We start from the raw sequence: 26,997 nt of genomic DNA, 5'->3' as shown, positions 1-26,997 counted from the left end.
AGATGAGCCAAGGCGTTCCCAGCGTGTATTCCGTCGCCGGCGGCGTGTCCGACAACCCGGACGCCGTCGCCGCGGTCGAACTCGCCTGCGACAAGGCGGTCGCGGCGCTGGGCGAGGGGGGAGACGCCGACCTGGTGTTCGCGTTCGCGTCGCAGCACCACGCGCAGCTGATGGGGGCGATCGGCGACGTGATCCACCGGCGGATGAACCCGGGCGCCGTGCTCGCTGTCTCGGGGGAAGCGGTGATCGCCGGCGCGCAGGAGCTGGAGGGCAAGCCGGGGGTCTCGCTGTTCGCGGCGAGACTGCCGGGGGCGAGCGTCAAGACATTCACCTCTGAAGATCTGCCCGCGCTGACAGACGACGACGACCCGAGCATCGGCGACGCGATGGCCGCCGCCCTGGGCGTGGACGATTCGCTGCGCGCGATCGTGCTCTTCGCCGATCCGTTCAGCGTGCCGATGGTGCGTCTGCTGCCGGCGCTCTCGTCGATGTGCACGCAGACGCTCGGCCGCAGGCGTGCGCCGATCATGGGCGGGCTGGCCAGCGCCGGGAACACGCCCGGCGCGAACGGGCTGGTGATCAACAAACGCCTGTCTCGCACCGGCGCGATCGGCGCGGTGATCAGCGGGCAGGTGGGCGTGGATTTCATCGTGTCGCAGGGCTGCCGCCCGGTCGGTCAGCCCTGGCTCGTGACCGAAGCGAAGCGCAACATCATCTTCCGGCTGGGGGGTCGCAAGGCGCTGGAGGTGATCCACGAGACCATCGAGGGGCTCTCGACCGAGGACCGCCAACTCCTGGAGCGCGGGCTGTTCGTGGGGCGCGTGATCAACGAGTACAAGCCGCGGTTTGGGAGGGGCGACTTCCTGATCCGCAACGTGGTGGGCGTCGAGCAAGAGCGCGGGGCGCTCGCCGTCGCCGACCTCGTGCGCGTCGGGCAGACCGTCCAGTTCCATGTCCGCGACGCCAAGACGGCGAGCGAAGACCTGCAGCTGCTGCTCAGCACCCAGCCCCTTCACGGGCCGGCGCTGGGGTCGCTGCTTATCTCGTGCAACGGGCGCGGCACGCGCCTGTTCCCCACGGTTCACCACGACGCGCGGGCAGTCAGCCGCGCCGTTCTCGACGGCGCAGGCAACCCGGCCCCGCTCGCCGGCTTCTTCGCGGCGGGGGAGATCGGCCCCGTGGGCGATCAGGTGTTCCTGCACGGGCACACCGCGACCGTCGCGGTCTTCCGCTCGCGCCCCACCCTCGACATCGACGACTGATCGCCCCGGCCCCCGGCCCCAGGCCCCCGTTCCTGCTGTCGGGCCGAACCGGCGCGGGTGTTGGACCGGCGGCGCCCGCCGGGTCGATAGAACCCGTATGCCCCGACGACCCGGGACCGCTTGGCGTACGCGCCGGCATGGAGGCGTCTTCACGCCGGCGCTGTGGTGCGCGCTGGCTGGGCTTGCGTCGGCCCAGCCGCTCGACGACGCCCCGGTGGCGTCTCAGCGGGTCGTGCGGGTGTTTGATTTCGAGGAGCAGGACTTCAACGCCGAGGAAGTGCCGCAGTACTGGGTGCGCGCGCAGCACAACCCCCCTGCGCGTGACCGTCCCGGGTTCCCGGCGTGGAACAAGGCGTCGTTCGACGAGTCGCGCGCGTTCTCGGGGCAGTTTTCGGTGAAGGTCCCGACCGAGGGCGGCAGCGCATCGCTGCGTTTGTCGCCGGGCGTGATCGCCGCGATCCCCGGCGCGGACTACGTGGTGACCGCACGGATCCAGACCGAGGGGCTGTCGCGATCCGGGGCGCGCCTGGTCGCGCGGTTCCTCGACGATCGGCGCCAGCCCATCCCCGGGGGCGAGGCGTCGACGCGCGTGGTGCGCTCGAGCGGGGAGTGGGCGTTCGTGCAGGCGGAGCTGCGCGGCGTGCACGAGCGAGCGGCGTGGATCCAGATCGATCTCGAGCTCTTGCAGCCGCGTGAGCTCGACCGCGCGCGACGGCGCGAGCTGGGGCACGAGGCCCCGCGCGAGGACGATCCGGTCTTCGCGAACCGCGTCTGGCACGAGGATGTGCGAGGGGCGGCGTGGTTCGACGACGTGGTCGTGAACCAGCTCCCTCGCGTCGAGCTGGCGACTGCGTCGCGGGCGAACATCCTCAGCGCGCCCGAGACGCCCGTGATCCAGGCGCGCGTCCGCGACCTGACCGGCGAGTCGCTGCGCGCGACGATGACGGTCTACGACATGGAGGGCGCGCGCGTCGCGACGATGCGCAAGACGCTCTCGCCGGGCGGGGAGGCGTTCTCGTGGTCGCCGACGCTGCCGGGCTTCGGCTGGGGGCGCGCCGTGCTCGAACTGCACGCCGGCGACGGCGAGCTCGTCGCGCGGTCGTACCTCGACTTCCTGTGGACGCCCCCGACCCTGCGCAGCCGCGGGCCCGAAGCCGAGCGGTTCTCGCTGATCGCCGAGCAGGTGCCGCGCGAGCAGCTGGACGCGCTGCCCGAACTGGCGAGCCGTGTCGGGGTGGGCGCGGTGCAGATGGCGGTGCTCGACCGCTCGATCACCTCCTACGAGGTGCGCTCCTTCGCGCGCCGGATCGATCCGATCGTGCAGTCGCTCCTCGACCGGGGCATCCACCTGACCTTCACGGTCACCGGGGTTCCCGACGAACTCGCCGAGATCCTGCAGATCGACGTTCGCGAGCCGATGGAGCTGCTGGGCTGGACCACGCCCCTGGGCGCGGTCCCGCCCTGGACCCTGTACCTCAACGCGATCCTCGACCGCTTCGGCCAGCGCGTGTCGCGCTGGCAGGTCGGGCGCACCGGCGAGGCGTACCCGTTCTGGCGCCCCAAGCTCGCCGGCGAGCTCGAGAGCGTCCGGCGCGAGCTCGGTCGCCTGGTCCCGAGCGTGGAGGTCGCGGTCCCGTGGCGCGCCGAGCAATCGATCGACGACCGCATCGCGGGTCGCGGCGCCGTCACGGTGACGCTGCCGCCCTCCGTGCGTCTGGAGGCGGTTGAGGAGTACGTGCGCTACTGGGGGAGACGGGTCGAAGCCACGATGGTCATCGAGCCCCCCGACGCGGCGGTGTACGGCCGGCGCGCCGGCGTGATCGAGCTGGTGAAGCGGGCCGCCTACGCGTGGAAGGCCGGCGCGCAGCGCATCGCGATCGACGCCAACTGGACCACGCGCGAGGGCGTCGGGCGACACGCATCCACGAGCGCCGCGCCCGAGCCCACGCTGGCCGCCTGGCGCCAGATCGTCGAGCGACTGGGGGGACGGCGGATCGTCGCCGACCTGCCGGTCGCCGACGGGATGACGGCGATGATCCTCAAGTCCGCCACCACGAGCGCGCGCGAGGGCGCGCTGCTCGCCTGGAACGACGCTGCCCCCGAGGCCAGCGCCGTCATCCGGACGTACCTCGGCGCCGACCCCGTCCGGGTCATCGACCCCTTCGGCAACACGCGCACCGTCGGGCTGGTCGACGGCGTGCACACGATCCCGCTGACCGAGACCCCGGTGTTCATCGAGGGCGTCGACGTGGACCTCGCGCTCTTCCGCGCAGGGTTCGCGATCGACCCGCCCTTCATCCCGGCCGAAGCGACGGTGCACCAGGTCGATGTCGTGCTGCGCAACCCCTTCCCGGCCGGGATCAGCGGCCGGCTGCGCATCGCCGAGCCCGCGCCGGACCGCTGGAAGATCGAGCCCCGTCTGTTCGCGTTCAACATCCCGCCCGGGGGCGAGCAGCGCCTGCCGGTCGAGCTGTCCTTCGGGCTGGCGGAAGAGGCGGGCCTGCGCACCGTCGTCGCGGAGGTCGAGCTGAACGCGATCCGGGAGTACCCGGTGCTGCGCGTGTCGGCGCCGCTCGAGATCGGGCTCTCGACGCTGCAGATGACGCCGACCTACTCGTTCGTGCGCAACGAGGCGGGCGAGCCGACGGACCTGCTGATTACCGTGTCGATCGTGAACCAGGGCGATCGGGCGGCGACGCTCCGCGCGTTCGCCGTCGCGCCGGGGTACGCGCGCGAGCAGGCCCCGGTGAGCGCGCTGGGGCCGGGGCAGTCGACCGTGCTGCGGTTCACCTATCGCGACGGCGCGGCCCGGCTGCGCGGGCAGCGCGTGCGCGTCGGGCTGATCGAGATCGACGGCGCCGGGCGTCTGAACAAGAGCGTCACGATCGAGTAGCGGTCTCGGGCTTCATGATCTCGCGCAGCGCGATCGTCGCGAAGGCGCCGGGGGGCAGCTCGAAGGCCACGCGGACATACTCGCCGTGCTCGTCGGCGCCGCCTTCGGCCTCGGGATCGACGAGCGGCGCGCGGATCGCCCGTCTGGCCCCGGGGGCCTCGCAGCCGGAGCGTCGCTCCCACTCGGCGATCTGGTCGAGCGTGACGCCGAGCTCGCCGAGCGCGTCCATCTCGGCGCGATCGACAGCGCCGTGCGCGCGCGTCATCTTCGGGCCCCACAGCGGGCCGGACGCGCTGATCTCGAAGCGCTCGGCGCGAGCGCGGGTCTGCGGGTCCTGCGCGAGCGCGTCGTCGACGCGGAACACCGCGCCGTTGTCGTGCTTCCAGGCCAGATCGCCCGGGAGGATCCGATCGAACTCGCCCCGCTCGATCCGACCGGAGACCACGCGGTTGAACGCCCAGCTCTGGAGCGCGTTGACCCAGAACTGGCGGAGCCGGCGCGGGATCGCGCGCGCGGCGCGGTCGGGGTCGCCGTGGCGCACGAGCGAGCGGAGGGCGGCCAGCTCGGCCTCCATCTCGCGCGGCGTGGCCCCGAGCGCCGCGTCGTAGTCTCTGCGTGCGTACGCCTCGCGCGCGTCGCGCAGCGAGCCCTGCCCGTCGTCGACCCCGTGGGCGCCCAGCAGCTCGTCGAGCAGGGCGCGCGAGTCGCCGGAGGCCTCGTGGCGCCCGAGCAGGTGGTTGTTGGCGCGAGCGCCGAAACGCTGCTCGCCGGCGAGGTTGGGCACGCCCGAGCGCTCGAGGCGCTCGACGATCGCGATCGCGGCGCGCACGTCGACGGCGCGCACGGCGCGCACGCGGATGGAGAACCGGTTCGCGCGCAGGTGCCCGAGCCGGAGCTTGTTCGTGTGCATGTCTGCCCAGAGGGTGGCCATGCGCGGGTGGGCGAGCTCGGGGAACTCCTCGAACGACCTGCCGGGCGTGTGCACGCTGAACACTTGGCGCGTGATCGCGCGCTTGTCCTTGAGGCCCGCGTACCCGACGGCGCGCCGTTCGACGCCGAAGTGCTTCGCGAGGATCTCCGCGGCCTGGGGCGTGGTGAGGTCGCGCTTCTCGATGTAGAGGTAGATGTGCTCGCCCTCGCCGCAGGGCTGGTAGAGGGGCTCCTCGTCGACGAGGAAGTCCTCGGGGCGCGCCTTGATGACGCCCCCGACGCCGCGAAGGTCGGCGGTGAGATAGCCGCAGGTCACGCCCGGGATGGTTGGTGCGCTGTCCACGGTTGGGGGATCAGGCGTCCTTGATCGCGGCGTCGAGGACATGCTCGGCGACGAAGATGGGGACTCCCGCGGCGACGCCCAGCGCGATCGCGTCGCTCGGGCGGCAGTCGACATTGAGGGTCTGGCCGTTCTGCCGGATGTTGAGGGACGCGAAGAAGGTGTGCTCGGCGAGGTCGTTGATGGAGATGGAGTCGAGCGTCCCGCCCATGGTCTCGATGATGTGGGCGAGCAGGTCGTGGGTCTGGGGGCGCTTGATCTCGATGCCCTTGAGGCGCCGGTCGATCGCCTGCGCCTCGGGCAGTCCGATGACGATCGGGAACGAGCGGTCGCCCTCGACTTCGCGCAGCTCGATGATCTGGTAGTCATTGAGCTCGCGGATCAGGATTCGGGAGAGTTCCATCTCCACGGGCATCGGGGCTGCTCCAGGGCTGGGACGCGCACGAACCTACGCGTGGTCGGCACGACATGTTCGCCCAAACCGGCCCGAGCGTCAATCGGCGACCGAGGATCCCGGGCGTCCCCGATAGTGCTCGGCGGCGGTCCGGATCAGCTCCCGGATGGTCATGGGGCGGACCCCGGCCCGTCGCCTGGCGCCCCCGATCCGGTAGAGCGCGTCCCACTGGCGCAGGAGGATCTTGTAGGCCCACCAGACGGGCTTGCTCGGGTCGTAGATGTTGGTCGACTCGGACATCGTGCCGTTGAGCTCGATGATCTTGAACCCCAGCCCGGCGCGCAGGTCGTCTTCGCTGGCGTAGCGGATGTCGAAGCGTCCGAAGTCGAGGCCCCGGCCTTCGAAGCAGGTCGCGACCTCGTCGATCGCGCGCTCGAACTCGGGGGTGATGAGGTCGGCGCCGTCGACGAACATCGTGCCCTGGCAGTGGTTGCCGGCGATGGCGATGCGCATCTTCTCGCCCTTGCCCAGGACGCGGTCGCGCTCGGCGTCGTAGCGCTTCAGGAAGAGATCGGCCTGCATCATGAAGCGCGGGTGCTTCCAGATGAGGCGCTCGAGGGTGGACTCGCCGTCGCCCTCGATGATGGGGAAGACCTTTTTCGTGACGGAGAAGACGCGACCGTGCTCCTCGCCGGGCTCGCGCTTCCAGAGGACGCCGGCCTCGAAGGGGCCGGGGTGATAGGCCTGGAGCAGGGCGGCGCGGGTCATCGATTCGAAGTAGCGGTGCGCGTCTTCGCGGTTGCGGATGACCTTGAACCCGTGCCCGCGCTGGGCCTCGTTGGGCTTCAGGATGACGGGGTAGTCCCCGAGGGTCGGGTCCTCGCGCACGAGCCGGGCGACGAGGTCGGCGCGCTCCGACGCGCTGGGCCCTGCGTCGATGTACGCGGTCGGGATGAGTCGGTCGCTCGCGCCGGCGAGGGCGCGGAAGATGTGCATTTTCGACTCGCCCACGACGCCGCCCCCGTGGGGGATGCCGGGGTTGACGCAGGTAAAGGTCATCGGCCCGCCTCGGCGCAGCGCCTGGAGGGCGATCCAGGGGACCAGCGGGAGATAGAACACGAAGGAGGGCCAGAACTCGGGGCGCCCGATGCGCAGCGCGTCGGCGAGCAGCCTCCGTCGCCCGGTCCACGTGAAGGCGTAGGTCAGCACCCGGTAGACGATGAGCAGGAAGACGATGACCGCGACGATCGCGACGGGCCCGCCCAGCACGCGCTCGACGGCGTCGACGAGTCTGGGGCCGACGAGGATGACCATCGTGAGCAGCAGGGGCGTCCAGATGAGGACCGCCAGCGTCGCCCAGAGCAGGAAGCCGTGGGCCCGCTTGGAGAGCAGCCCGGCCGCGAAATAGGTCGGCACGCGCGTGCCCGGGAAGGCGCGCGCGACGAAGACCGCGGCGATGGAGTGTCGGTCGAACCAGCGTCCCCAGCGGTCGAGCGACGCTTCGGGGACCCAGGCGCGCACGATCGGCCAGCTCAGCGCGCGCCGCCCCACGAACCGGCCCAGCGCCCACAGGCCGCCGTCGCCGATCAGGATGCCCAGGAAGCACCCGATCAGCCCGACGAAGGGGTCGATCTGCCCGTGCGCGATCGCGAGGCCGACAGCGATGACCGTCGCGTCCTCGCTGATGAAGGTCGCGACGATGATGAGAAGGATGATCAGCGCCCAGTGCATCGAGCGCGAGACGTGGACCATGCCCATGTCCGTCACGGTCGAGCGGTTCACGGGCGAGAAGTCGGCGATGCCGGTGAGCGCCGGGATCCCCGGCTCGTCGTGGCGCAGGAGGAAGGGGAGCAGGTGGGCGACGGTCTCGCCCAGCTGGCCGTAGGGCTCGGGGATGGGCAGGAAATGCCCGGCGTCGAGCACCACGAGACGGCTGTTGGGCGCAAGGGAGTGATGGAGTTCGGCGCCCCACGCTGGGACGAGGATGTCGTCGCGCCCGTGGACGATAAGGGTGGGGGTCTCGACGCTCGCGAGGACGCGCGCCATGGGGCGCAGGTTGGTGTCCCAGAAGTTCCGGATGAACGCGTGCCGGCTGGAGAGCGTCCCCAGGAAGCCGAAGTGGGGGATCGCCTCGGGGGCCACGACGAGGGCGACGTAGCCGATGGCGTACTTCGCGCGCTCGAAGCGCCAATCACCGGTGCCTTCGGCTTCCATGGTCACGCTGGCGCCCATGAGCGTCATCGAGGCGACGCGGTCCGGCGCGCGCTCCGCCATCCGGGTGACGACAGCGCCGCTCCACGACCAGCCGACCAGGTGCGCGCGATCGATGCCGAGGTTGTGCATCGCCGCGAGGATCGCCGACGCGCAGGCGCGCGCGCCGAAGCTCTCGACCCAGCCCTCGGACATGCCCATCCCGGGCAGGTCGAACGCGTAGACGACGTAGCCCTCGTCGGCGAGGGCGGCGCCCATCGCGGTCATGTTGGAGGCGCTGCCCGGGCTCCCGTGGAGCAGGATGACAGGGGGCCTGCCGTCGATCCGGTCGTCCTCGTCCGCCGCCCAGCGGTAGAACGCGAGGCGCATCGAGGAGTCTTCGATCTCCTCGCCGCGAGAATCGAACTGGGGAGTGAGCACGAATCGACGAACCCCGCCGTCGGCTTCGGCAGGGGGCGTGTAGGGCGAAGGCGTCGTGAGCCGGACGAACCACGAGACGGTCAGGAGCAGCGCCCAGAGCAGCAGGACGCGCCGCAGGACCCGCCGGCCGCGGCGGGGCGGGCGGAACAGGCCGCCCCGTCTCCTGCGACGGGGACGCTTCACCCGTTCCCTCGCGCGGCGCGATGCGCCGCCTGCTCGTGGGCGCGCAGGGGCAGGGCGAGCGTGCGCACCCCTTGGTCATCTTCGTACCGGACGAGCGCCTCGCGCGTGCGCGAGGAGACCTCGACCGTCGTGCGCGAGACGGTCCGCGCGTCCTCGCGATCCATGCGAACGCTCAGACGCGTGTTGTCGGGCCACTGGTGCCGGTGGAAGGCGTCCTGCGCGTCGGGCGTCGCGCCGGCGTCCACGACGAGCTCGCGGAACAGCGGCAAGCGCACCTGAACCAGCGCGTCGCCCAGTCCGCTCGACGCCCAGCACGACGGCCCGGCGCCGCGGCGCGACAGCGAGAGCGTCTCGCGCGCCCACCACGCCTCCACGGTCGTGCGCCCGTCCGTCGCGATCAGCCGGAAGGGCGCGAGGCGCTCGAGGGGCAGGTTCTCGGTCAGGTTGATCGCCTCGGCGATGGTCGACGCGCCGGCGATGCGAGGGATGATCAGCCCGCGCGAGACCAGCAATTCCCGGGCGGGCAGCGCCGGCATCGGCGAGGGATTGCCGTTAAGCACGGTGTACACGAGCCCGGCGTCGGTCGCGGCGACCCAGGTCCCGCCCCCGAGGGGGTCGGTGGGGCTGAGCGCGGGCCGACCGCCGAGCGAGCGCAGGGTCGGCGCGATCGCGAGCGGGCGCGTGCGCCGCTCGTCGCGGTTGGTCACCAGGCGGAAGCCGTCCGGGGTCGTGATGATCGTGACGGTGCACATGCTCGATCGCTCAGCGCGTCGCGACGGTCTCGTGGTGCAGCGTGGAGGGCGCTTTGCCGAAGCCCGGGGGGACCGGCGCGCCGTGCGCGTGCGCGATGGCGGCCATCATCGCGTGGTGGTGGATCGCGTGGTGGCTGGCGAACGCGAGCTCGCGCGACAGCGTGCTGCGCAGCGCCGCCTCTTCGCCGCCGGCGGTGAGCATCATGCGCACGGTGATCTCGCCGTCGCGTGCGCCGCCCGAGCGGAGCGCGTCGAGACGCTCGCGAAGGTCGTCGAGGACCGCGATCGCGGCGTCAGGGTCGGTCTCGACGGGCGTGCCGCGCTCGCGATGGTCGTAGTCCACCGGGTCGGCGCACCCGAACGCGCCGATCGCCGCTCCGAAGTGGTCGAGGTTGTGCCGCAGGTGCTGGCCGATGGTGCTGTTCATCAGCGACGCGCAGGGCAGCGTGAAGACGGCGCGCGTTCCTTCGACGAAGGCGCGGCACTGGGTCAGCAGCGCGTCGGCGCACGACGCGACTCTTGCCAGCTCGCACGCTCCCGGCTTCGTTTCGGTCATTCCCTGCGTCGGCTGATTGCTCGTGTTCACTCGTCGATGGTCCTTGCTGTGGCTCGCTCCACTCACTCTACGACGGGCGACACGCCCCGACGAGACCGGACGGCGCGTCAGGCCCCGCTGGTTGCTCGTTCGCGGCTCTCGGCGATTTCACGAAGGTCGGCGATGATCTCGCGATGGTTCGCGCACCGGGGGCACTTGTGCTGCCCGCCCAGCTTGCCCCGTCGGGCGAGCCAGTCGTGGAATGTCCCCCCGGGCAGGGTGGTGATGGTGGGGGGGCGCATCCCCAGATCGTCTTTGCGCTTGGTCGTGTAGTCCACGTTCTGCGCCTTGAGCGAGAGATCGAACTCGCGCCCGAACGGCTCGAGCAGGGCCGGGGGCGAGTGCCACTCGACCGCGAGCTCGAGCCCGGCGCGAACGCCGGTCGAGGGGTCGGGGTACACCGGCGCCGCCGTGAACTCGCCGATGCGCGCCCCGGTCTTCTCCGCGGCGCGTGCGACGGCGGTCTCGATGTGCTCGACGATGAGGTTCTCGCCGAAGGCGTTGATGAAATGCTTGTGTCGCCCGACGATCCTCAGGCGCGCCGGGCCCTCGGGGGGGATCGAGTCGAACTCGACCACGTCGCCCAGCACGTAGCGCCACAGCCCGCCGCAGGTCGAGAGCACGACGACGTATCGCTGGCCCTTCTCGACCTTGTCGCAGAGGAACGCGCCGGGGTGGCCGGTCGAGAGCTCCTCGACCGGGACGAACTCGTAGACCACGCCGCTGTCGATGTTGAGGCGCATCGACGGCTCGCCCCGCTCGTCCTGCACCGCGACGAACGCCTCGCTGGCGGCGTAGACCTCGATGCGGTTGGGCACGTCGTCGCCGGTGGGTGAGCCGGACCACAACTCGCGCACGCGCGGCTCGAAGGGCGTGAAGCGCGTCCCGCCGTGGATGAACAGATCGAAGTTCGGCCACACATCTCGCACGCAGGTCGCGTCGAGGCCCCCGGCGCGGGCGAGCTCGATGACGCGTTCGAAGAGCACGATGGACCAGCTCGGCATCCCGCTGATCGCGCGCACGTCGGCGCTCGCGGCGAGCTCGGACATCGCGCCCATCTTCTCGGTCCAGTCGCTCATGAGGGCGACGCGCTTGCCGGGGAGGTAGACCGTCGACAGGGGCCAGCGGATCAGCTGGGTGACGATGCCGGACAGGTCGCCGGTGCGCACGCCCTGATCGTTCTCGGCGAGGTCGGTCGACCCGCCGAGGAAGACGATCTTGCCCCCGAAGAGCTTCGAGAGCGACATCCCGCGCCGCAGGGCGTGGGCGTAGATATCGAGCGCGCTGCGCATGTTGTGGCGCAGCAGGTCCTTGCTGACGGGCACGTACTTATCGCCCGCCGTCGTGCCGCTGGTCTGCGCCCAGTCGCGCACGACGCCGGGCCAGCAGTGATCGGGGATCGCTCCCGTGCGCATGGGCTCGAGCCACTCGTCGCGCAGCGCGAGGTACTCGCGGACCGGGACCGCGTCGCGGTAGGCCTCGAGCATGCCATGATCGCTGGTGATCGCGTGGATGCGCTGGAAGCCGTGTCGCTTGCCGAACGCGGTGTCCTGCGCGCGCTGCAGCAGGCGACGCAGCTCGGCCCGCTGGATATCGCCGGAGTTCTGCGCCCAGTAGGCGCGATCATCGAGCAGCCTTGCGCGCCGGGACAGCGCGGCCTTCAGACCAGACCCGACCACCGAGGTCCAGGCGGCCATCGGTTACGCGACCTCCTGCCGGCCGTCGCGCGCGTCGCCCTTCGGGTCCGCCCCGACAGCGCGGGCGCCGCCGGCGTCGAGCTCGTCGAGGAACGCGCGCACATGCTTCGCGAACAACTCGGGGTGCTCGAGCATCGGGGTGTGCCCGCACTCGTCGAGCCACACAAGGCGCGTGTCGCGGATCAGCTCGTGGAACTCGTCGGCGACCATGGGGGGCGTGACGTTGTCCTGCCTGCCCCACAGCAGCAGCGTGGGCTGCGTGATCTGGTGCAGGCGCTCGCCCATGTGGTCCGCCTTGGCGCTGCGCCCGAGCTTGACGATCGCGCGCGCGCCGTGTCGCTGCGAGAGCTCTTCGTACGCCTTGTCCACGCAGTCGGGCGGGACCTTGGACCGGTCATAGAACAGATCGAAGATCTTGCGCTCGATCCACTCGCGGCTCGGGCGGTGCTGCACGTTCTTCTCGAGCGTGCGCTCGAACAGGCCCGACGAACCGGCGAGGACGAGCCCGCGGCAGATATCGGGGCGCGAGATCGCGAGGCGCTGCGCCACATGCCCGCCCAGCGAGTTGCCCACGAGGACCGCCGGCTGACCGTCCAGCACGCGGTCGAGCGTCCCGGAGATCACCGCCGTCACGCCGTCGACGCTGCAGAGACTTCCCTTGAGCTCGAGGAGGGGCGCCTCGATCATGACGCAGCGCGCCCTGTCGGCCAGGTGCGCGGTCATCGGCTTCCAGTGGTCGTTGATCCCGAGCAGCCCGTGGAGGAAGACCACGGGATCGCCCGAGCCCATCTCCTCGACCCGGACCGGGGTGGAAGGCGGGTGCGCGATGCCCAGCGAGTCGTAGAGCTCGCTGGACAGTTCCCTCGTGGTCAGACTCGTGGCTGCGATCGTCAAGCACACCGCTCCCGGGACGTCATGGGCGTCCCTCTGGCGCCCCCGGTGCTCCCTCCGCCGGGGCCGGGTCGCAAGTACGCAGATAATAACCTTCGCACCCAGAGGTTGGGGAGTCCGTCCGCCGGTTTCCGTCAGGTTTCGACCAAGACCATGGCTCAGGCCCCTCAGAGCCGCACCCGGGGGCGTCGAAAATCGGTCAGCCACGCCCTCGCGGGGCGGAGCCATTGCGCTTCGAGGGCGAGGTCGCGTCGGGCAGGCACTCGGCGACCGGCTTGGGCTCGGGCGCGATCAGCGCGATGCGCTCGCGGTCAGAGACCACCACGCCGCCCGGTCGTTCGATGGTGACGGCGAAGAGCGTGGGCTTGCGCACGGCGATCTTGGGATCGACCGGGATCAGGATCGCGCCACCCGCCGCGCCGGGCGGGACATCGAAGACGCCGCCGTCGACCGGGTGCTTCTGCTCGTCGTCGAAGATCCAGAGCTGGTATTGGAACGCGCCCGGGTCGTTGGACGCGAGGCCTTCGATCCGCATGTACCCGCACTGCTTGGTCGTGCTCCACACGATGTCGCCCCCGGCGGCGATCGCGGTGGGATCGGGGCTCTCGAGGGGAGTCCAGGACGCGAGAATCGCGTCGCCCTGCTCGGCCGCGCCCCAGTAAATGAGACGGCTGCGCAGGGTCTCGAGCCGGTCCTGGCTCGCGCCCGGCTCGGCGGCGAAGCCGGAATCGGCGCCGGGCAGCGATGTCGGGCGGCCGGGCAGCCAGGCGAACACAGCGAGCGCAAGGCACGCCGCCGCCGCCAGCCAGCCGCCCCAGATCATCCAGCCCGGACGGGTCGAGCGGGAGCCGCCGGTCATCGTCGAAGGGGTCGCGCCGGCGACGCGCAAGGACGGCGCGTCGGTCGTCGGACCCGGGCGTCGCGCGCCGGCAGACCACTTCGCCCCGGCGATCTTGAGTCGGTCCTTGAGTTGTTCGGGGATCGCGTCCTTGGGCGACGCGCCGGGCAGGGCGGTGGAGAGCGCCGCCGCCGCCAGCTCGAAGTCGCGTACGATCTCGTCCAGCTCGCCGCCGAACATCTCGCGCAGCTCGCGTTCTTCCTGCTCGTCGAAGACCCCCAGCGCGTAGGCCGCCGCCAGCTCGAGCGAGCGGTCGTCCCCCTGGAACCCGGATGCGTTGTTCTGGCGGTGCGTCACGGCGTCACCTCCTCGCGCAGAGACCCGTCGTCGAAGCCGTCGCCCGCGTTGCCCTCGCGCTGGAGCGCCTGACGGATGCGCATGAGCCCGCGGCGTGCGTGCGTCTTGACCGTGCCCAGGGGCAGGCCGGTGGCTTCGGAGATCCGCTGGTGGGAGAGGCCGAACTGAAGCGAGAGCTGGAGCACTCGCTGCTGCTCTGGGGAGAGCGCGTCGAACGCGGAGCGGGCCATCTCGGCCTCGTCGGAGAGATCGAGGCGTTCGAGGCCTTCCTCGCGATAGTCGGCGTACATCTCGGAAGGGGCAGGGGCGCTGACCTCGTCGGGCCGGCGCGAGAGCCGGCGCCGCCGATCGATGAGCCGGCGACGCGCGATCATGGCGATGAAGGTGGCTTCGGACGCGAGAGAGGGGTCGTAGCGAGCGGCGCTGCGCCAGACATCGACGAAGATGTCCTGCACCGCGTCCTCGGCGTCGGCCTGCCCCCCGCTGAGCCGACGCGCGAGCGACCAGACAAGGTTCCCGAACCGGTCAATGCAGTCTTGCACTGCCGATTCATCGCCTTGCGCGATGCGTTCGAGGGTTGTCAGCTCGCTCGAGGGTGCCAAACGGGAGGATGCCTCCATGCCGGGGAAGGGGCGCCCGGGCGCGGGTCGCGCGTCGCGTTCCGAACGCCCCTTCACAATACCCGACATGGAGACAGAAAGTGCGGTCATGGCTGGCTGGAGACGCGCATTCCAGAGGAAGCCGGTGTGAAATCAGGGGGAAGTCAGTTGGGGAGGATGACGGTGTCGATCACGTGGATCACGCCGTTGGTCGCGTTGATGTCGGTCTTCACGACCTTCGCGTTGTTGATCTTGACGCCGCCGGCCGTCGAGACCTTGACCGGCGAGCCCTGGAGCGTCTTGGCCTCGCTGAGCTTCACGACGTCCTCGCTGAAGACGCGCCCGGAGACGACGTGGTACAACAGGATGCCCTTGAGCGTCTCGCGATTCTCGGGCTTGAGGAGACTCTCGACGGTCCCGGCCGGGAGCTTCGCGAAGGCCTCGTCGGTCGGGGCGAAGACGGTGAACGGGCCTTCGCCCTCCAGGGCGGACACGAGACCGGCGGCCTCGAGGGCGGCGGCCAGGGTCTTGAAGGAGCCGGCGCCGACCGCCGTCTCGACGATGTTCTTGCCCGAGGGCAGGATGACGCTGTCGATCACGTGGATCACGCCGTTGCTGGCCATGACGTCGGTGGTGACGACCTTGGCGCCGTCGACCGTGACGCCGCCGGCGTTCGCGACGATGCTCACGCGCTGCCCGTTGACGGTCGCGGCGCCGTTGAGCCCGACGACCTGCTCGGCCTTCACTGCGCCGGGGACGACGTGGTAGGTGAGGATCGAGATCAGCTTGTCCTTGTTCTCGGGACGCAGGAGCGTCTCGACCGTGCCGGCCGGGAGCTTCGCGAAGGCGGCGTCGGTGGGCGCGAACACCGTGAAGGGGCCAGAGCCCTTGAGGGTGTCGATCAGGCCCGCGGCCTTGAGCGCCGCGGCGAGCGTGTTGAACTGGCCGGCCGCGACGGCGGTGTCGACGATGTCGGCCTTGGCGCCCCACGAGCCGGACTTGGCGCCCTGCTCGGCGGAGTAGCTGGCCGCGACCACGCGGGCCTGGCCGTCGGTGGCGCTGTCACCGCACGCCTTGGCGGTCTGCGACGACGGGCAGGTGGCGAGGGCGGCGGCGGCGAGGCCGGTAACGCCGAGGATGCCGACGAGAACGTTCGAAGTCTTCATGTCAATTTCTCCATCGCGTGACAATCGTGTTGTCGTGTGTGGGGTGCGTGCGTGGTTTTGCACGCGTCGGGCGCGACAGCGCCCTGGCTGGCATGGGTTTCGGGGGCCGTCGGCCCTCAGATTCGGCGCACGCCAGGCGAAGCGCGCGTCAAAGCATCCCGTCATCGTCCGGATTGACGCGGCGCGTCGGGTCAGGGATGCTCCTCGGATGCTGCGCGTCGACGACCTCCACAAACGCTTCGGCGGACGCCCCGCCGTCGACGGGCTCACCATCGGTGTGCGCCGGGGCGAGGTCTATGGGCTGCTGGGGCCCAACGGCGCCGGCAAGACCACGACGCTGTCGCTGATCGTCGGGCTGCTCACGCCAGACTCGGGCTCGATCACGATCGACGGCGTGGGCGCGCCGACCGACCCGCGCGTGCGCAGGCATCTCGGCCTGGCGCCGCAGTCGCTCGCGCTCTACGACGACCTGACGGCGTCGGAAAACCTCCGCCTGTTCGCGCGCCTCTACGGGCTCGACGCGTCCGCGACGCGCCGGCGCGTCGGCGAGCTGCTGGACTTCGCGCAGCTGCACGACCGCGCGGACTCGCGAGTCAAGACATACTCCGGGGGCATGAAGCGCCGGCTCAACCTCGCGCTCGCGCTGGTGCACGACCCGCCGCTGCTGCTGCTCGACGAGCCGACAGTGGGGGTGGACCCGCACTCGCGCAACGCGATCTTCGAGGCGATCCTCGCGCTGCGCGAATCGGGCAAGACCGTCGTCTACACCACGCACTACATGGAAGAGGCGCAGCGACTCTGCGACCGCGTCGGCGTGATCGACCGCGGGCGCCTCCTCGCCGAGGGGACGGTGCACGACCTGATCGAGACATACGGCGGGGCGTCGGTCGTCTCGGTCGAGCGCCCGGAGGGCGTCGAGCGCGTCCACGCCGACCGCCCCATCGAAAAGCTGCCAGAGATCCTCGCGTCGGGCAATGTCCTGGGCGTTCACATCGAGCGCGCGAACCTCGAGACCGTGTTCCTCGCGCTGACCGGCAGGAGTCTGCGAGACTGATGCGACCCCTCGTTGTGCTGGCCATCAAGGACCTCCGGCTGCTCTTCCGCGATCGCGTCGCGTTCGTGTTCACGTTCCTGTTCCCGCTGATGATCGGCGTGTTCTTCGGGTACGTGTTCTCGGGGCCTCGAGAGGGGGGCAGCGCCGAGCTTCGCGTCCTCACGGTTGATCTCGACGACACCGAGGCCTCGCGCGACTTCCTCGCGCGGTTCGACGCGCACTCGCTGGTCGCGGTCGAACGGGCCGAGACGGAGGGCGAGGCCTTCGACGCCGTGCGCGCCGGCCGGCGCCCCGCTGCGCTCGTGGTGCCCGAGGGCTTCGGCCTGGCCTCCGAGCGTCTGTTCTTCGGCGAAGCGCCGGGCGTGCGCCTCGCGGTCGACCCCTCGCGCGCCGCGGAGAGCGCGATGCTGAACGGGGTGCTGATGGAGGTCTCGTTCGCGCGGATGCAGGGCGACTTTCAGGACGCCGACGCGATGCGCCAGCGCGTGGCGCAGGCGCGCGAAGCGCTGACCGGCGCGACGGGCATCGACATGCCCACGCGACTCGCGATCGGCGCGATGCTCAACTCGATGGTCGGCCTCGCGGAGCAGATCGAGCGGTCAGCGCAGGAGCCCGAGACAGGGCCGGGCGACGCCGGCTCGTGGAGGCCCGTGGGCGTCGAGACCGTCTCCGTGCGCCGCGAGCGCCGAAACAGGCCGGCGAACCCCTTCGAGGTCACCTTCCCCCAGGCGATGATCTGGGGCCTGCTCGGGTCGTGCTACGGCTTCGCGATGTCGCTCGTGACCGAGCGCACCCACGGCACGCTCACGCGCCTGCGCATCGCGCCGGTCTCGCCGGCGCAGATCCTCGCGTCCAAGGCGCTCGCGTGCTTCCTCGCGATGCTCATCGTCACCGTCATGCTGCTCGTCGTGGGCGAGGTGTTCTTCGGGGTGCGCCCCCAGTCGCTCCCGCTGCTCGCCTGCGCGATCGTCGCCAGCGCGGTGTGCTTCTGCGGCATGATGATGCTCCTCGCTGTCCTGGGGCGCAGCGAGGCGTCCGCCGGCGGGTTCTCCTGGGCGGCGCTGCTCGTCCTCGCGATGCTGGGCGGGGGCATGATCCCGCTCTTCGTCATGCCGGGATGGATGCAGCACGCCAGCGTCATCAGCCCGGTGTCGTGGTCGATCCGGGCGCTCGAGGGCGCCATCTGGAGAGGGTTCACCCCTGCGCAGATGCTCCGACCCTGCGCGATGCTGATCGCGCTGGGCGGCGCGTGCTTCACGCTCGGCGTTGTCGGGTTCAGACGCTTCGAGATGCGCTGAGCCGCATCACTTCGTCGGCTTCAGGTCCACGACCACCGGCATGTGGTCCGCCGCGTACCCGGCGGGGGGGGGCGTCGTCCGCCAGTCCGCCTCGCGGGGCAGCAGCGGCGTCGCGAGCACGAACTGGCTGTTGTCCACGACATCGCGACGCAGCGCGCCGTTCACGAGGATGAAATCGATCGCGCGCTCGCTCGCGTGCGTCAGGGTCTTGCTCGTCCGCTCGCTCCAGTGGAACACATCGTGGAAGCCCGCCTCGCGGTAGATGCGCAGGGGCTCTTCGCTCATCTGCGCGTTGAAATCGCCGAGCACCGCGACGCGAACGCCGGGGTGGCGATCCTCGTGCTCGCGCAGGCGCCGGACGAACTCGCGGGCCTCGGCCTCGCGCCAGTAGCCGTCCCAGCGACCCGATTTGTGGTGGACCACCAGGAGCGTCATGTCGTAGGTGGGGTCGGTCGCGCCGCCGCCGAACGCCGTCGCCGGGACCTCGACCGTCGCGAAGAGCGGGGATCGACGCCCCATCAGGGGCTCGCCGGCGTTGCGGTTGGGCTGGTCGCCGTACATGGGCGGATGCACGCCGCCCAGGGGCAGGTGTGGCCACACGGTGGCGCTGGTGACCGGGAAGCGGCTGAGGATCGACTGCTCGATGCCGCGCGAGTCGCCCGAGTCCAGCGAGACCACGTAGTCGTAGCCCATGCCCTGGAGGTGCTCGTCGCGGAACCACAGCAGCGCCTCGACCGAGCCGACCTCCTGGAGCGCGAGGATGTCGGCGTCGATGGCGCGGATCGCGTTGGCGACCTCGCGCTTGTGGGCGACTGGCTTGTCGGGCATCGCGCTGCGCTGCACCCCGGGCTTCACACCCCCGGCGCGCTCGTCGAAGAGATTCTCGATGTTGTAGGCGGCCATCCGGATCGCGCCCGGCGTGCGAGCGTTCGCCTCGACCTGCCCGACCCGCTTGACGCCCTGCGCGGGCTGGGCGGGCTCGACGGCGCGCGTCGTCGCCGGCTGCGCGAACGCGCACCCGGCCATCAGCAGCAGCGCCGACAGCGGCGCGAATCTCGTGCACGAACGGTTGGCGAGGGTGTTCATCGGTCGGTCTCTTTCGCGTCGTGGGGGAGGGTCACATCGACAAAGACGGGGAAATGGTCGCTGGGGAAGAGGCCCAGCCACCAGGGCGCGCCGGCGCGCGACGAGACATCGTTGGCCGCCAGAGCCGCCGCGTCCGGGTGCTCTTCTCGCACGACGCCGGCGCCGTGAACCGCCAGCGTGCGAGAGGGGATGGCGTGGTCGGCGCGCAGCCCGAAAAACGCAGTGTCGGTTGGCGAAACCTCGCGCCGCAACGCCGAGCCGTCCGGGCGACGCGTGATCGTCGCGCGCGGCCCGTCGTTCCGCGGCGAGGCGTCGTGCGCGCGCTCGTGCGCGAGCAGCGATCGGATCGCGTCGCGCCGACCGTCGCCCTTCTCGGGATCGGCGTTCAGGTCTCCCAGCACGACGAAGTGGGCGTCGGGCGCCAGCCCGCCGCGCACGCCGGCGTCGTCGACGATGGACGACGCGCGGTCGTCGTCGCTGAGGTAGTCGACCCAGAACCGGATCTCGTCGTGGTTTCGACGCCCGTTGCGGTCTTCGGGGCCGTCGAACACGGGCGGGGTGGGGTGGCTCGCGAGGATGTGGATCACCCCGCCGCGCGCGAGCCGAACCGGGATATCCCAGTGCGACTTGCTCGAGAGGCGCAGCTCGCGCAGTTCCTCCTCGGAATACCACGCGCCGCGATCCTCGTCGGCGCTGACCTCCATCGGGGGCAGCAGCGCGCCGGGCATGTCGTTCCACAGAAAGCGCCGGAAGGTGCGCGCGCCCTCGCGGTCGATCTCGCCGGCGCCGGTACGGACGAGCAGGGCCATTCCGTACTGCCCGGGGAACTCGCCGTAGCCGAAGCAGTCCTCGGCGTAGAGCCGGTCCCCGGGCTCGGGGCTGATGACGCCGTCGTTGTTGAGGTCGAGCCCGCTGTGGAAGCCGGTGTTGACCGGCGCGTCGAAGGTCTCGAATCGCAGCGGCGCGACCCCGGCGATGATCTCGGTCGCGACGAGGGAGGCGAAGGCGCGTGCGAGGGTGTCGCGCCCGGACACCCAGGCGTCTTCGTCGAACGCGATCTCCGTCAGGTGCACGATGTCGGGGCGCATCGACTGCAGCACGACCGCCAGGCGCTTGGCCCGCGCCGAGGGCTCGGGCGACAGGTCCTCGGCGCGCAGGTCCCACAGGTTGAAGGTCGCGACGCGCAGCACGCCGTCGCGGCCGTCGCCGGCGAGAGCGACTGCGCTGAGGAACGCCGCGAGCAGCGCGGTCCGCATCACCTCGCGCACTCGGTCCCGAAGTTGGAGAGGACCTCGTTGAGATCGGCGAAGCTGACGACGCCGTCGCCGTTGAGGTCGCCGGGCAGGCCCGCGCCGGTCTGCCCGAAGCCCGAGAGCACGGTGTTGAGGTCGGAGAAGTTGACGAGGTTGTCGCCGTTGGTGTCGCCGGGGCAGCTGATCTCGGGGGTCGCGGCGAGGAGGACGTCGAAGACGACAGGGCGGTGGTCGGACGCGAAGGAGGTGGCGTTGTTCACGCCGTTGGAGAGCGCGCCGTTGTCGTGCTGGGAGTAGTAAACGAAGCCCATCGAGTTGATCTCGTCCTGGTCGAGCACGCCGTCGTTGTTCGCGTCGAAGCGGAAGGCGAGCTCGGTGTCGAGACAGATGTAGTCGAGGCGCGAGTTGCTGCCCGGGAAGGTGACGGTCTGGGGCGAGCCGCCCACGAGCCGGCCCGCGAGGGTCTCGACCGGCAGGTTGAGCACGCCTGTGGGCTCGAGGTTGATGACGTTGGTGAAGAGCCCGTTGAGGGTGCCGTCGAAGTTGTTGTTGGAGTTGAGGTCGCCCAGGACGATCTGGTTGCCGCAGGGCGTCTCGCGGAAGAAGTCGTCGTCGAGGTCGAGCCCCTGCACGCGGTCGCGCCAGACTTCGATGCCGGTCTCGGTCGCGTTGGCGCGGCGCTGGTTCTGGCTGGCGGTGTCGCCGAAGGCCTTGTAGTGCACGTTGTAGAGGGTGAGGGTGCGGTCGGCGCCGGGGATCTCGAGCGTGACGCGGAACATGGGGCGAGGGCCGCCGATGCCGTAGTCGTCGGTGTCGAGCACGACGTATTCGGGGCGGAGGAAGTACGCCTGGAAATTGCCCCCGGCGTCGACGACGTTGCTCCGGATCATCTGGTAGCCGGGGAGGTACGCGTCGCGGTACGCGAGCAGATTGGCGGTGGAGCGGCACTCCTGCAGCGCGACGATGTCGGGGTTGAGCCCGCTGTTGGGGCCTGCGCCGTCGAGGTCGTTGGTCGTGAGAAACAGCCCGGTCTGCTGGTGCGCGAAGTCCGATGGCGCGCCGAGGCCCTCTCGGACATTGAGCGTGACGATGCGCACGCCGAGGAAATCGCCCGCGAGCGCGAGAGAGTGGGCGGCGAGCGAGCAGGCCGCGAGGAGCAGGAATCGTCCGAGCGTGAACATCGTCTCTCTCCGTCGTGCGCGCGAGGCGCGGTTTTTCAGAAAGCATCGGGCGGGGGCCTTCGCCCCCGCCCGCGTGGGATCATGGTGTGCCGCGTTTCCGCTGGCGATTCAGGCGTTCGATCCGCTCAGGGGCAGGACTGACCGAACGCGGAGAGGACCGCGTTGAGGTCGGCGAAGTTGATGACGCCGTCGCCGTTGGTGTCGAGGCAGACGATCGCGCTGCCGGTCGCGCCGAAGTTGCTGAGCACGGCATTGAGGTCGGAGAAGTTGACGACGCCGTCGCCGTTGGCGTCGCCCGGGCATGAGCGGGTGAAGTCGCCGAGCGTGACGACCGCGATGCCGCGGACGGAGACATCGTTGGGCTGGCCGGGGTTGAGCGAGCCGCCGCGGTCGATCAGGCCGTCGTTGTCACGGTCGGCGCCGCCCTCGTCGGAGTTGTTGCGGAAGGTGACGACCAGGTGCCCGCCCACATCGGAGAACGCGGCGCCGTTGAAGCCGTCGGACGCCTGATCGACGGGGAAAACGCCCAGCTGCAGCGAGGGACCGGCGAGAGCCGTGAGGATGTCGCCGTTCTGGCCGCCCTTGAGGACGGTGTGGAGCGACTGGGTGCAGGGCTCCCAGACGAAGACGGAGTTGGTGGAGTTCTGGAGGCGGACCAGGCCGCCGCCGAGGTCCTGCTCGAACTTCTCGGTGACGCCGACGAACGCGACGCGCCCGGCCTCGTCGATCGCGACGCCGGAGATCGGGGTCAGGAAGATGGGGGTCTGGTTGGGGGCGGTCCCGGTGACGGACTGGAGCTCGTCGACGATGCCGTTCTGGCCGGTGCTGGCGATGACGGTGGGGGCGGAGTAGCCGGTGATGCGATCGCCGGCGGTGGAGAAGACGGGGTTGAAGAGCAGCACGTCGAAGACGCGCGGCGCGACGCCGCGGTTCTCGCGAAGGGCGACGACCTGGCCCTTGGAGTTCATGTCGAACTGGCGGGTGACGAAGGGCCCGGTGCCGCCGCCGGTGGCCTGGTGGTCGACGAAACGGAAGTCGGGGTCGGTGAAGTCGAGCGAGCCGTTGTTGTCGGCCTCGATGAAGGCGAAGCCGTCGGAGAAGTTGCCGGGGGTGACCTCGTCGACGATGAAGTAGACGGGTCGGGCGGCGCCGCTGCTGTAGGGCGCGCCGGAGGCGGAGGGGCTGAAGCCGACGCCGAAGATGGTGTAGAGGGCCTGGCTGCCGTTGGGCAGGTTGACGACCTGCATGCCGGGCTGGGTCTGGCGGGCCTCGGTCACGGCCGGGGCGGGGCCGGGCAGCGTGGGGAGAACGACGGCGCTCTGGAGCCACGACGCGAGTGGCGCCGCGGGGTTGTTGTCGAGGCCTGCGTAGACATTCACGCCATCGGGGATGGCCCCGGTCGCGGCGCTGAAGCCGGCGACGCCGGTGAAGAGCGTGCCGTTGAAGCGGGCGGCGCCGGGGGTGCCGAGCTGCGCCGTGCCGCCGGGGGTGTTGTCGATGCCGGGGGCGAAGCGATCAAAGACGCGGTTGGGGCTGTTGTTGGTGATCGAGGCGCCGGGCGTGGTCTGGGGCCAGGTGAGGGAGCGGACCTCGAGGTTGTTCTGCGAGCCGGCGGTGCTGAAGTTCGCGCGATAGACGAGCGTGCCGTCGGCGAGCAGCGTGCCGATGGAGTTGCTGGCGCCGGTGGGTCCCTCGGAGAGGAACACGTCGTTGGAGCCCGAGCCGGGGTTGCTGGCGTCGGTCCAGCCGAAGGCGCCCACGACGCGCACCGGGGGCGAGGTCGCGGCGCTCGAGAAGGTCGTCCACGCGCCGAAGGGGAAGCCCCCGATGTCCTGGACTGCGGGGCTGTTGAACTGCCCGTCGTCCTCGTCGAGGATCACGGGGACATAGACGACCATGCTCTGGAACGAGCCGCCCGAGCCGCCGGCGAGGGCGCTCACGCGCGCGACCTGGTAGCGACCGGCCTGGCCGGTGGGGTCGTAATCAACGGCGAACGCGGTCCCGGCGGCCGCGACGATGGCGCCCGTCGCGATCGCGACATTCAGAAGCTTGCGGTTCATGCTCTCTCACCTCTCGTGAATGGTGTCCAACCAGTCCGAATCTCGGCGTCGCTCCGCACGGCGCCGGGAGTTGCTGCGAAGCCCGGAAGGGTTTCAGTTGATCTGCTGACCGGCTTGATAGAACTTGAGCGCGTCGGGGTGCGACTGGCGCCCGGTGAAGGTCGAGCCGCTGGGGAACCAGCGGTCGGGGTTGCGCGACTCTTCCTCGCTGATGCGATCGACGTGCCCGTCGAAGTAGGCGACGTTGATCTTGTTGCCGTGGCGGTAGGAGAGGCGTCGCCCGATCACATACTCGCGGCTGCCGCTGAAGGTGGGGGTGGAGTGGGTGAAGGCGCCGTAGAAGCGCGTGGAGATGGACGCGTCGATGTCGGTGGTGCCGGTGTCTTCGAGGTAGCGGAACCCGTCGGCGAACGCGGACTTGAGTGCCGGGTTGCCGACGGAGTTGAGGTTCGGTCGGTAGCTGCGGATCACCGTGACCGGGTCGGGGAAGAGCGCGCCGTATTCAGAGATCGTCTCGTTGGGGAACGATCCGGTGACGCGGGTCGGGCCGCCGGTGGTCTGGAAGTAGGCGGACATCAGGTAGGAAGGGCCGAACACGCGCTGGTTGCTGCGCAGGATCCAGTCTTCCATCTCCTGCGTGCCCTCACCGCCGCCGCCGAAGATCTTGGTCTGGGCGTTGTTCTCGGGGCAGCGGTAGCGCTCGAGCATGTAGAGGAACCGCTGGTTGCGGTTGTAGGGGAGGTCTTCGCCCTTGAGCGACGCGCTCATCCAGTCCCAGTTCTGGACGGGCGCGGAGTTCTGCTCGTTGAGGTAACGCACAACATTGGGCTGGCGGGTGGCCTCAACCCAAGTTGTGTTGACGCCCGGGATGTTCTGGTTGTTGTCGCTGCTCCAGAGCAGGAGGCCCTGGGCGAGCCCGCGCTGGGTCGCGCCGCAGACCGTGCCGCGGGCTTCCTTGAGGGCCTGTCCGAGCGTGGGCAGGAGGATGCCGATCAGCAGCGCGATGATGGAGACGACGACGAGGAGCTCGATGAGCGTGAAGGCGCGTCTGGCGACGGCGGGAGCGCGATCAGTTCGTGCGTTCGTGTGCATGGGTGTGAGCCATCCGGAGGGGAAGCGGTCGGAATCATGGACAAACGCGGGACCTGGCCGGCATCAGGGGGCCGAGGGGCTCGCGAACGAGTTCAGATCGATCTTCAATCGTGCGTCTTTGCCGAAGCGTTCGACAAGGAGGTCCTGGTAGCGCGGGTTGATCACCCATCGCCCGTCTTCGTTGACGATCGGGTAGAGGGCGCGCTCACCGGCGTCGTTGACGCCCGGGATCACGCGCAGCTTCTCGTCGTTCACGGGGAGGTTCATGACCTCCCCGGTCGTGACATCAACCACCGGCATGCGGCTGGCGAGCGGGCTTCTCTCGCCGGACGCGACGTACCAGACGACGCCGCCCAGCCCCAGGAGCAGGCCGGCGACAATCACAGCGATCTTGGCTTGCTTGGGCATCGTGCAATAACCGTCAGGGGCGCTCCGGACAACCGGGGCTCGATCTCGTACCCTCTCGTCCCCTGCATCCCTGTCGCGAACGGTTCGCGACGAAGCGGTGGAGAGGACGAGCGTTCGTGCATCACGGACGAGGCAGGGAGGAGCCCGTGCACCGCCGTCCCTTCGGGAGCGTGAGACGATAGATTGATCGCGCGATCGCGAATGTTCAAGTACCGTGAAGTCGACCGCCTGATGACCGACGCCGTCCGTGGCGCGGGCGAAGATGTGCCCGCTTCAAGTCAACCATGCGACCATCGAGGATAGCCCAGTACTGCCTGCTTGTTGCGCTGCTCGCGGCGCTTGGCGTCGCATTGCTCGTGCCGGTCTGGCTCACGGTTCGCGGCGGGTTCGTGGCCGACCCCACAACCGGGGAAGGGTTCACCCTTCGCCACATCGCGCTCGTGTTCCGGGACCCGATCCTGCGCACCGGGCTGGTCAACGCGCTGCTCATCGCGGTCGTCTCGACGACCCTGAGCGTCGCGATCGGCGCGCCGCTCGCGTTGCTCTCGGTGCGTTATCGTTTCCCGCTGCGCGGCTTATGGAACGCGGCGATCCTTGCGCCGCTGATCCTCCCGCCCTTCGTCGGCGCGATCGGGCTGAAGGCGATCCTCGGTCGCTACGGGGCGGTGAACACGCTGCTGGGCACGGAGTGGGATGTGCTGGGCGCCGCGCCGTTCTGGGGCGTGGTCGTCGCGATCGCGCTGCACCTCTACCCGATCATCTACCTGAACGTCAGCGCCACGCTCGCGAACATCGATCCGGCGCTCGACGAGGCGGCCAGCATCGCCGGAGCGCCCTTCCGAACCCGCGTCGTGCGAATCCTGCTGCCCCTCGTGCGGCCCGGGCTCTTCGCGGGCGGCGCGATCGTGTTCATCTGGTCGTTCACCGAGCTGGGCACGCCCCTGATCTTCGACTACTACCAGGTCACGAGCGTGCAGATCTTCCGAGGGATCAAGGAGATCAACGCGTCGGCCCAGCCCTACGCGCTCACCGCCGTCATGCTGCTGCTGTCCGTCGCGTTCTACGCCGTGGGCAAGGTGTCGCTGGGCAAGAGCGGGCACGCCACCAGCGGGCGCGCCGCGCGCGCCGCCGAGGACAAGCGCCTGTCGCCCCTGGGCGGTCTGCTCGCGACCGGGGCGTTCGCGGCGGTCACCTTCCTCGCGCTCCTGCCGCACCTGGGCGTGATCCTCGTCGCCTTCTCGCGCCCGGGGTCGTGGTATCGCACGGTTCTCCCGAAAGAGTTCACGCTGGACAACTTCGTGAACGCGTTCGGGCACCAACTCGCGTTCGGCTCGATGGCGAACAGCTTCAAGCTCTCGCTGGCGGCGGCGTTCATCGACATCGTGCTGGGCGTTTTCATCGGGTACCTGCTGGTGCGCACGAAGATCCGAGGGCGCGCCGTGCTCGACTACCTCGTGATGGCGCCCCTCGCGGTGCCCGGGCTCGTGCTCGCGTTCGGGTACGTCGCGATGTCGCTGAACTGGCCCTTCCGCCCGGGCGACCCGCTGGGATTCCTGAACATCAGCATCGTGGGCGAAGACCCCAACCCGTTCCCGCTGCTCATCCTGGCGTACGCCGTGCGCCGGCTCCCGTACGTCGTGCGCGCCGCGGCGAGCGGGCTGGAGCAGATCCACATCGAACTCGAAGAGGCGGCGAAGATCTTCAACGCCGGGCTGGTGCGCACCTTCCGGAAGATCATCATCCCGCTGATCACCGCGAACCTGATCGCCGGCGGCCTGCTCGCGTTCTCCTTCGCGATGCTCGAGGTGTCGGACTCCCTGATCCTCGCGCAGCAGGAGCGCCACTACCCGCTCACCAAAGCGATCTACACCTTCTCGTTCCGCCTCGGCGACGGGCTGAACATCGCGTCGGCGCTGGGCGTGTGGGGCATGGCCCTGCTCGGCGCGACGCTGGTGGGCGCGTCGGTGCTCATGGGCAAGCGCCTGGGCGCTGTGTTCAGGGCCTAAAGAAGGCACGGGGCACGGGGCACGAGGGGGG

Annotated in this window: 21 protein-coding genes; 5 read left to right on the top strand and 16 right to left on the bottom strand. The window is 70.2% G+C overall.

Annotated features, from left to right (window positions below):
* The first annotated feature begins 2 nt into the window (after nucleotides 1-2).
* Both KF684_12300 and KF684_12295 read left to right on the top strand, forming a co-directional pair.
* Entirely contained in the window at nucleotides 3-1,262 is a 1,260-nt protein-coding gene (locus KF684_12300; GenBank protein MBX3353705.1) for an FIST C-terminal domain-containing protein, read from the top strand.
* A 97-nt stretch (nucleotides 1,263-1,359) separates the two neighbouring features.
* On the top strand, nucleotides 1,360-4,155 hold the full coding sequence (locus tag KF684_12295; protein ID MBX3353704.1) for a hypothetical protein: 2,796 nt from the start codon (nucleotides 1,360-1,362) through the stop codon (nucleotides 4,153-4,155).
* Here the strand turns inward: KF684_12295 and truD are convergent.
* From truD to KF684_12245, 10 genes are all read right to left on the bottom strand, one after another.
* Complete coding sequence (gene truD / locus KF684_12290; protein ID MBX3353703.1) at nucleotides 4,142-5,428, bottom strand: tRNA pseudouridine(13) synthase TruD; 1,287 nt, start codon at nucleotides 5,426-5,428, stop codon at nucleotides 4,142-4,144. The genes KF684_12295 and truD overlap by 14 nt on opposite strands.
* A gap of 10 nt (nucleotides 5,429-5,438) precedes the next feature.
* Nucleotides 5,439-5,828, bottom strand: coding sequence for a bifunctional nuclease family protein (locus KF684_12285; protein ID MBX3353702.1), 390 nt, complete (start codon nucleotides 5,826-5,828; stop codon nucleotides 5,439-5,441).
* A gap of 90 nt (nucleotides 5,829-5,918) precedes the next feature.
* Nucleotides 5,919-8,633, bottom strand: coding sequence for an alpha/beta fold hydrolase (locus KF684_12280; protein MBX3353701.1), 2,715 nt, complete (start codon nucleotides 8,631-8,633; stop codon nucleotides 5,919-5,921).
* A complete protein-coding gene (locus tag KF684_12275; GenBank protein ID MBX3353700.1) occupies nucleotides 8,630-9,385 on the bottom strand; it encodes an NRDE family protein in 756 nt (251 codons plus the stop codon). Before KF684_12275 ends, KF684_12280 begins: the two co-directional genes overlap by 4 nt.
* 10 nt (nucleotides 9,386-9,395) lie before the next feature.
* Nucleotides 9,396-9,971, bottom strand: a complete 576-nt coding sequence (locus KF684_12270) for a hypothetical protein (protein ID MBX3353699.1) — start codon at nucleotides 9,969-9,971, stop codon at nucleotides 9,396-9,398.
* A gap of 77 nt (nucleotides 9,972-10,048) precedes the next feature.
* Nucleotides 10,049-11,677 (bottom strand): GH3 auxin-responsive promoter family protein, encoded by a 1,629-nt coding sequence (locus KF684_12265; GenBank protein MBX3353698.1) that lies wholly within the window; start codon nucleotides 11,675-11,677, stop codon nucleotides 10,049-10,051.
* Nucleotides 11,678-11,680: 3 nt separating this feature from the next.
* Nucleotides 11,681-12,571, bottom strand: a complete 891-nt coding sequence (locus tag KF684_12260) for an alpha/beta hydrolase (GenBank protein MBX3353697.1) — start codon at nucleotides 12,569-12,571, stop codon at nucleotides 11,681-11,683.
* A 196-nt stretch (nucleotides 12,572-12,767) separates the two neighbouring features.
* Complete coding sequence (locus KF684_12255) at nucleotides 12,768-13,763, bottom strand: hypothetical protein (protein MBX3353696.1); 996 nt, start codon at nucleotides 13,761-13,763, stop codon at nucleotides 12,768-12,770.
* Nucleotides 13,760-14,305 (bottom strand): sigma-70 family RNA polymerase sigma factor, encoded by a 546-nt coding sequence (locus tag KF684_12250; protein ID MBX3353695.1) that lies wholly within the window; start codon nucleotides 14,303-14,305, stop codon nucleotides 13,760-13,762. Before KF684_12250 ends, KF684_12255 begins: the two co-directional genes overlap by 4 nt.
* Nucleotides 14,306-14,526: 221 nt before the next feature.
* Complete coding sequence (locus KF684_12245) at nucleotides 14,527-14,985, bottom strand: fasciclin domain-containing protein (GenBank protein MBX3353694.1); 459 nt, start codon at nucleotides 14,983-14,985, stop codon at nucleotides 14,527-14,529.
* Nucleotides 14,986-15,736: 751 nt separating this feature from the next.
* On the opposite strand from KF684_12245, the gene KF684_12240 reads away from it, so the two are divergent.
* Both KF684_12240 and KF684_12235 read left to right on the top strand, forming a co-directional pair.
* The gene (locus KF684_12240) at nucleotides 15,737-16,582 is read left to right on the top strand and encodes an ABC transporter ATP-binding protein (protein MBX3353693.1); all 846 of its coding nucleotides are present in this window, start codon (nucleotides 15,737-15,739) and stop codon (nucleotides 16,580-16,582) included.
* Complete coding sequence (locus tag KF684_12235; GenBank protein MBX3353692.1) at nucleotides 16,582-17,880, top strand: ABC transporter permease; 1,299 nt, start codon at nucleotides 16,582-16,584, stop codon at nucleotides 17,878-17,880. Before KF684_12240 ends, KF684_12235 begins: the two co-directional genes overlap by 1 nt.
* A 6-nt stretch (nucleotides 17,881-17,886) precedes the next feature.
* Here the strand turns inward: KF684_12235 and KF684_12230 are convergent, their stop codons facing one another.
* From KF684_12230 to KF684_12205, 6 genes are all read right to left on the bottom strand, one after another.
* Nucleotides 17,887-18,966: an endonuclease/exonuclease/phosphatase family protein gene (locus KF684_12230; GenBank protein ID MBX3353691.1), complete on the bottom strand. Its 1,080-nt coding sequence runs from the start codon at nucleotides 18,964-18,966 to the stop codon at nucleotides 17,887-17,889.
* Entirely contained in the window at nucleotides 18,963-20,222 is a 1,260-nt protein-coding gene (locus tag KF684_12225; protein MBX3353690.1) for an endonuclease/exonuclease/phosphatase family protein, read from the bottom strand. Before KF684_12225 ends, KF684_12230 begins: the two co-directional genes overlap by 4 nt.
* A complete protein-coding gene (locus KF684_12220) occupies nucleotides 20,222-21,400 on the bottom strand; it encodes an endonuclease/exonuclease/phosphatase family protein (protein ID MBX3353689.1) in 1,179 nt (392 codons plus the stop codon). Before KF684_12220 ends, KF684_12225 begins: the two co-directional genes overlap by 1 nt.
* A gap of 125 nt (nucleotides 21,401-21,525) precedes the next feature.
* The gene (locus KF684_12215; protein MBX3353688.1) at nucleotides 21,526-23,460 is read right to left on the bottom strand and encodes a hypothetical protein; all 1,935 of its coding nucleotides are present in this window, start codon (nucleotides 23,458-23,460) and stop codon (nucleotides 21,526-21,528) included.
* A gap of 93 nt (nucleotides 23,461-23,553) precedes the next feature.
* Entirely contained in the window at nucleotides 23,554-24,552 is a 999-nt protein-coding gene (locus tag KF684_12210; protein MBX3353687.1) for a prepilin-type N-terminal cleavage/methylation domain-containing protein, read from the bottom strand.
* Nucleotides 24,553-24,615: 63 nt separating this feature from the next.
* Nucleotides 24,616-24,960, bottom strand: coding sequence for a hypothetical protein (locus KF684_12205; GenBank protein ID MBX3353686.1), 345 nt, complete (start codon nucleotides 24,958-24,960; stop codon nucleotides 24,616-24,618).
* 284 nt (nucleotides 24,961-25,244) lie between these two features.
* Here KF684_12205 and KF684_12200 point away from each other — a divergent pair, with 284 nt between their 5' ends.
* Nucleotides 25,245-26,966 carry an iron ABC transporter permease gene (locus tag KF684_12200; GenBank protein MBX3353685.1) on the top strand — a complete coding sequence of 574 codons (1,722 nt, stop codon included), beginning with the start codon at nucleotides 25,245-25,247 and terminating at the stop codon, nucleotides 26,964-26,966.
* The last annotated feature ends 31 nt before the right edge of the window (nucleotides 26,967-26,997 follow it).

It is taken from the genome of Phycisphaeraceae bacterium, from assembly GCA_019636675.1.
Classification (GTDB): Bacteria; Planctomycetota; Phycisphaerae; order Phycisphaerales; family UBA1924; genus JAHBXC01.
The sequence above is the reverse complement of the archived record's forward strand: the minus strand, read 5'-3'. Positions and strand labels throughout refer to the sequence as shown.

Excerpts from the sequence above, each read along its gene's own strand:
- KF684_12275 (MBX3353700.1), bottom strand. The coding sequence starts at position 9,385 with ATGTGCACCGTCACGATCATCACGACCCCGGACGGCTTCCGCCTGGTG.
- KF684_12300 (MBX3353705.1), top strand. The coding sequence starts at position 3 with ATGAGCCAAGGCGTTCCCAGCGTGTATTCCGTCGCCGGCGGCGTGTCC.
- KF684_12230 (MBX3353691.1), bottom strand. The coding sequence starts at position 18,966 with ATGAACACCCTCGCCAACCGTTCGTGCACGAGATTCGCGCCGCTGTCG.
- KF684_12245 (MBX3353694.1), bottom strand. The coding sequence starts at position 14,985 with ATGGCCAGCAACGGCGTGATCCACGTGATCGACAGCGTCATCCTGCCC.
- KF684_12200 (MBX3353685.1), top strand. The coding sequence starts at position 25,245 with ATGCGACCATCGAGGATAGCCCAGTACTGCCTGCTTGTTGCGCTGCTC.
- KF684_12240 (MBX3353693.1), top strand. The coding sequence starts at position 15,737 with ATGCTGCGCGTCGACGACCTCCACAAACGCTTCGGCGGACGCCCCGCC.
- KF684_12265 (MBX3353698.1), bottom strand. The coding sequence starts at position 11,677 with ATGGCCGCCTGGACCTCGGTGGTCGGGTCTGGTCTGAAGGCCGCGCTG.
- KF684_12235 (MBX3353692.1), top strand. The coding sequence starts at position 16,582 with ATGCGACCCCTCGTTGTGCTGGCCATCAAGGACCTCCGGCTGCTCTTC.
- KF684_12220 (MBX3353689.1), bottom strand. The coding sequence starts at position 21,400 with ATGTTCACGCTCGGACGATTCCTGCTCCTCGCGGCCTGCTCGCTCGCC.
- KF684_12215 (MBX3353688.1), bottom strand. The coding sequence starts at position 23,460 with ATGAACCGCAAGCTTCTGAATGTCGCGATCGCGACGGGCGCCATCGTC.
- KF684_12285 (MBX3353702.1), bottom strand. The coding sequence starts at position 5,828 with ATGGAACTCTCCCGAATCCTGATCCGCGAGCTCAATGACTACCAGATC.
- KF684_12210 (MBX3353687.1), bottom strand. The coding sequence starts at position 24,552 with ATGCACACGAACGCACGAACTGATCGCGCTCCCGCCGTCGCCAGACGC.
- KF684_12205 (MBX3353686.1), bottom strand. The coding sequence starts at position 24,960 with ATGCCCAAGCAAGCCAAGATCGCTGTGATTGTCGCCGGCCTGCTCCTG.
- KF684_12225 (MBX3353690.1), bottom strand. The coding sequence starts at position 20,222 with ATGCGGACCGCGCTGCTCGCGGCGTTCCTCAGCGCAGTCGCTCTCGCC.
- KF684_12295 (MBX3353704.1), top strand. The coding sequence starts at position 1,360 with ATGCCCCGACGACCCGGGACCGCTTGGCGTACGCGCCGGCATGGAGGC.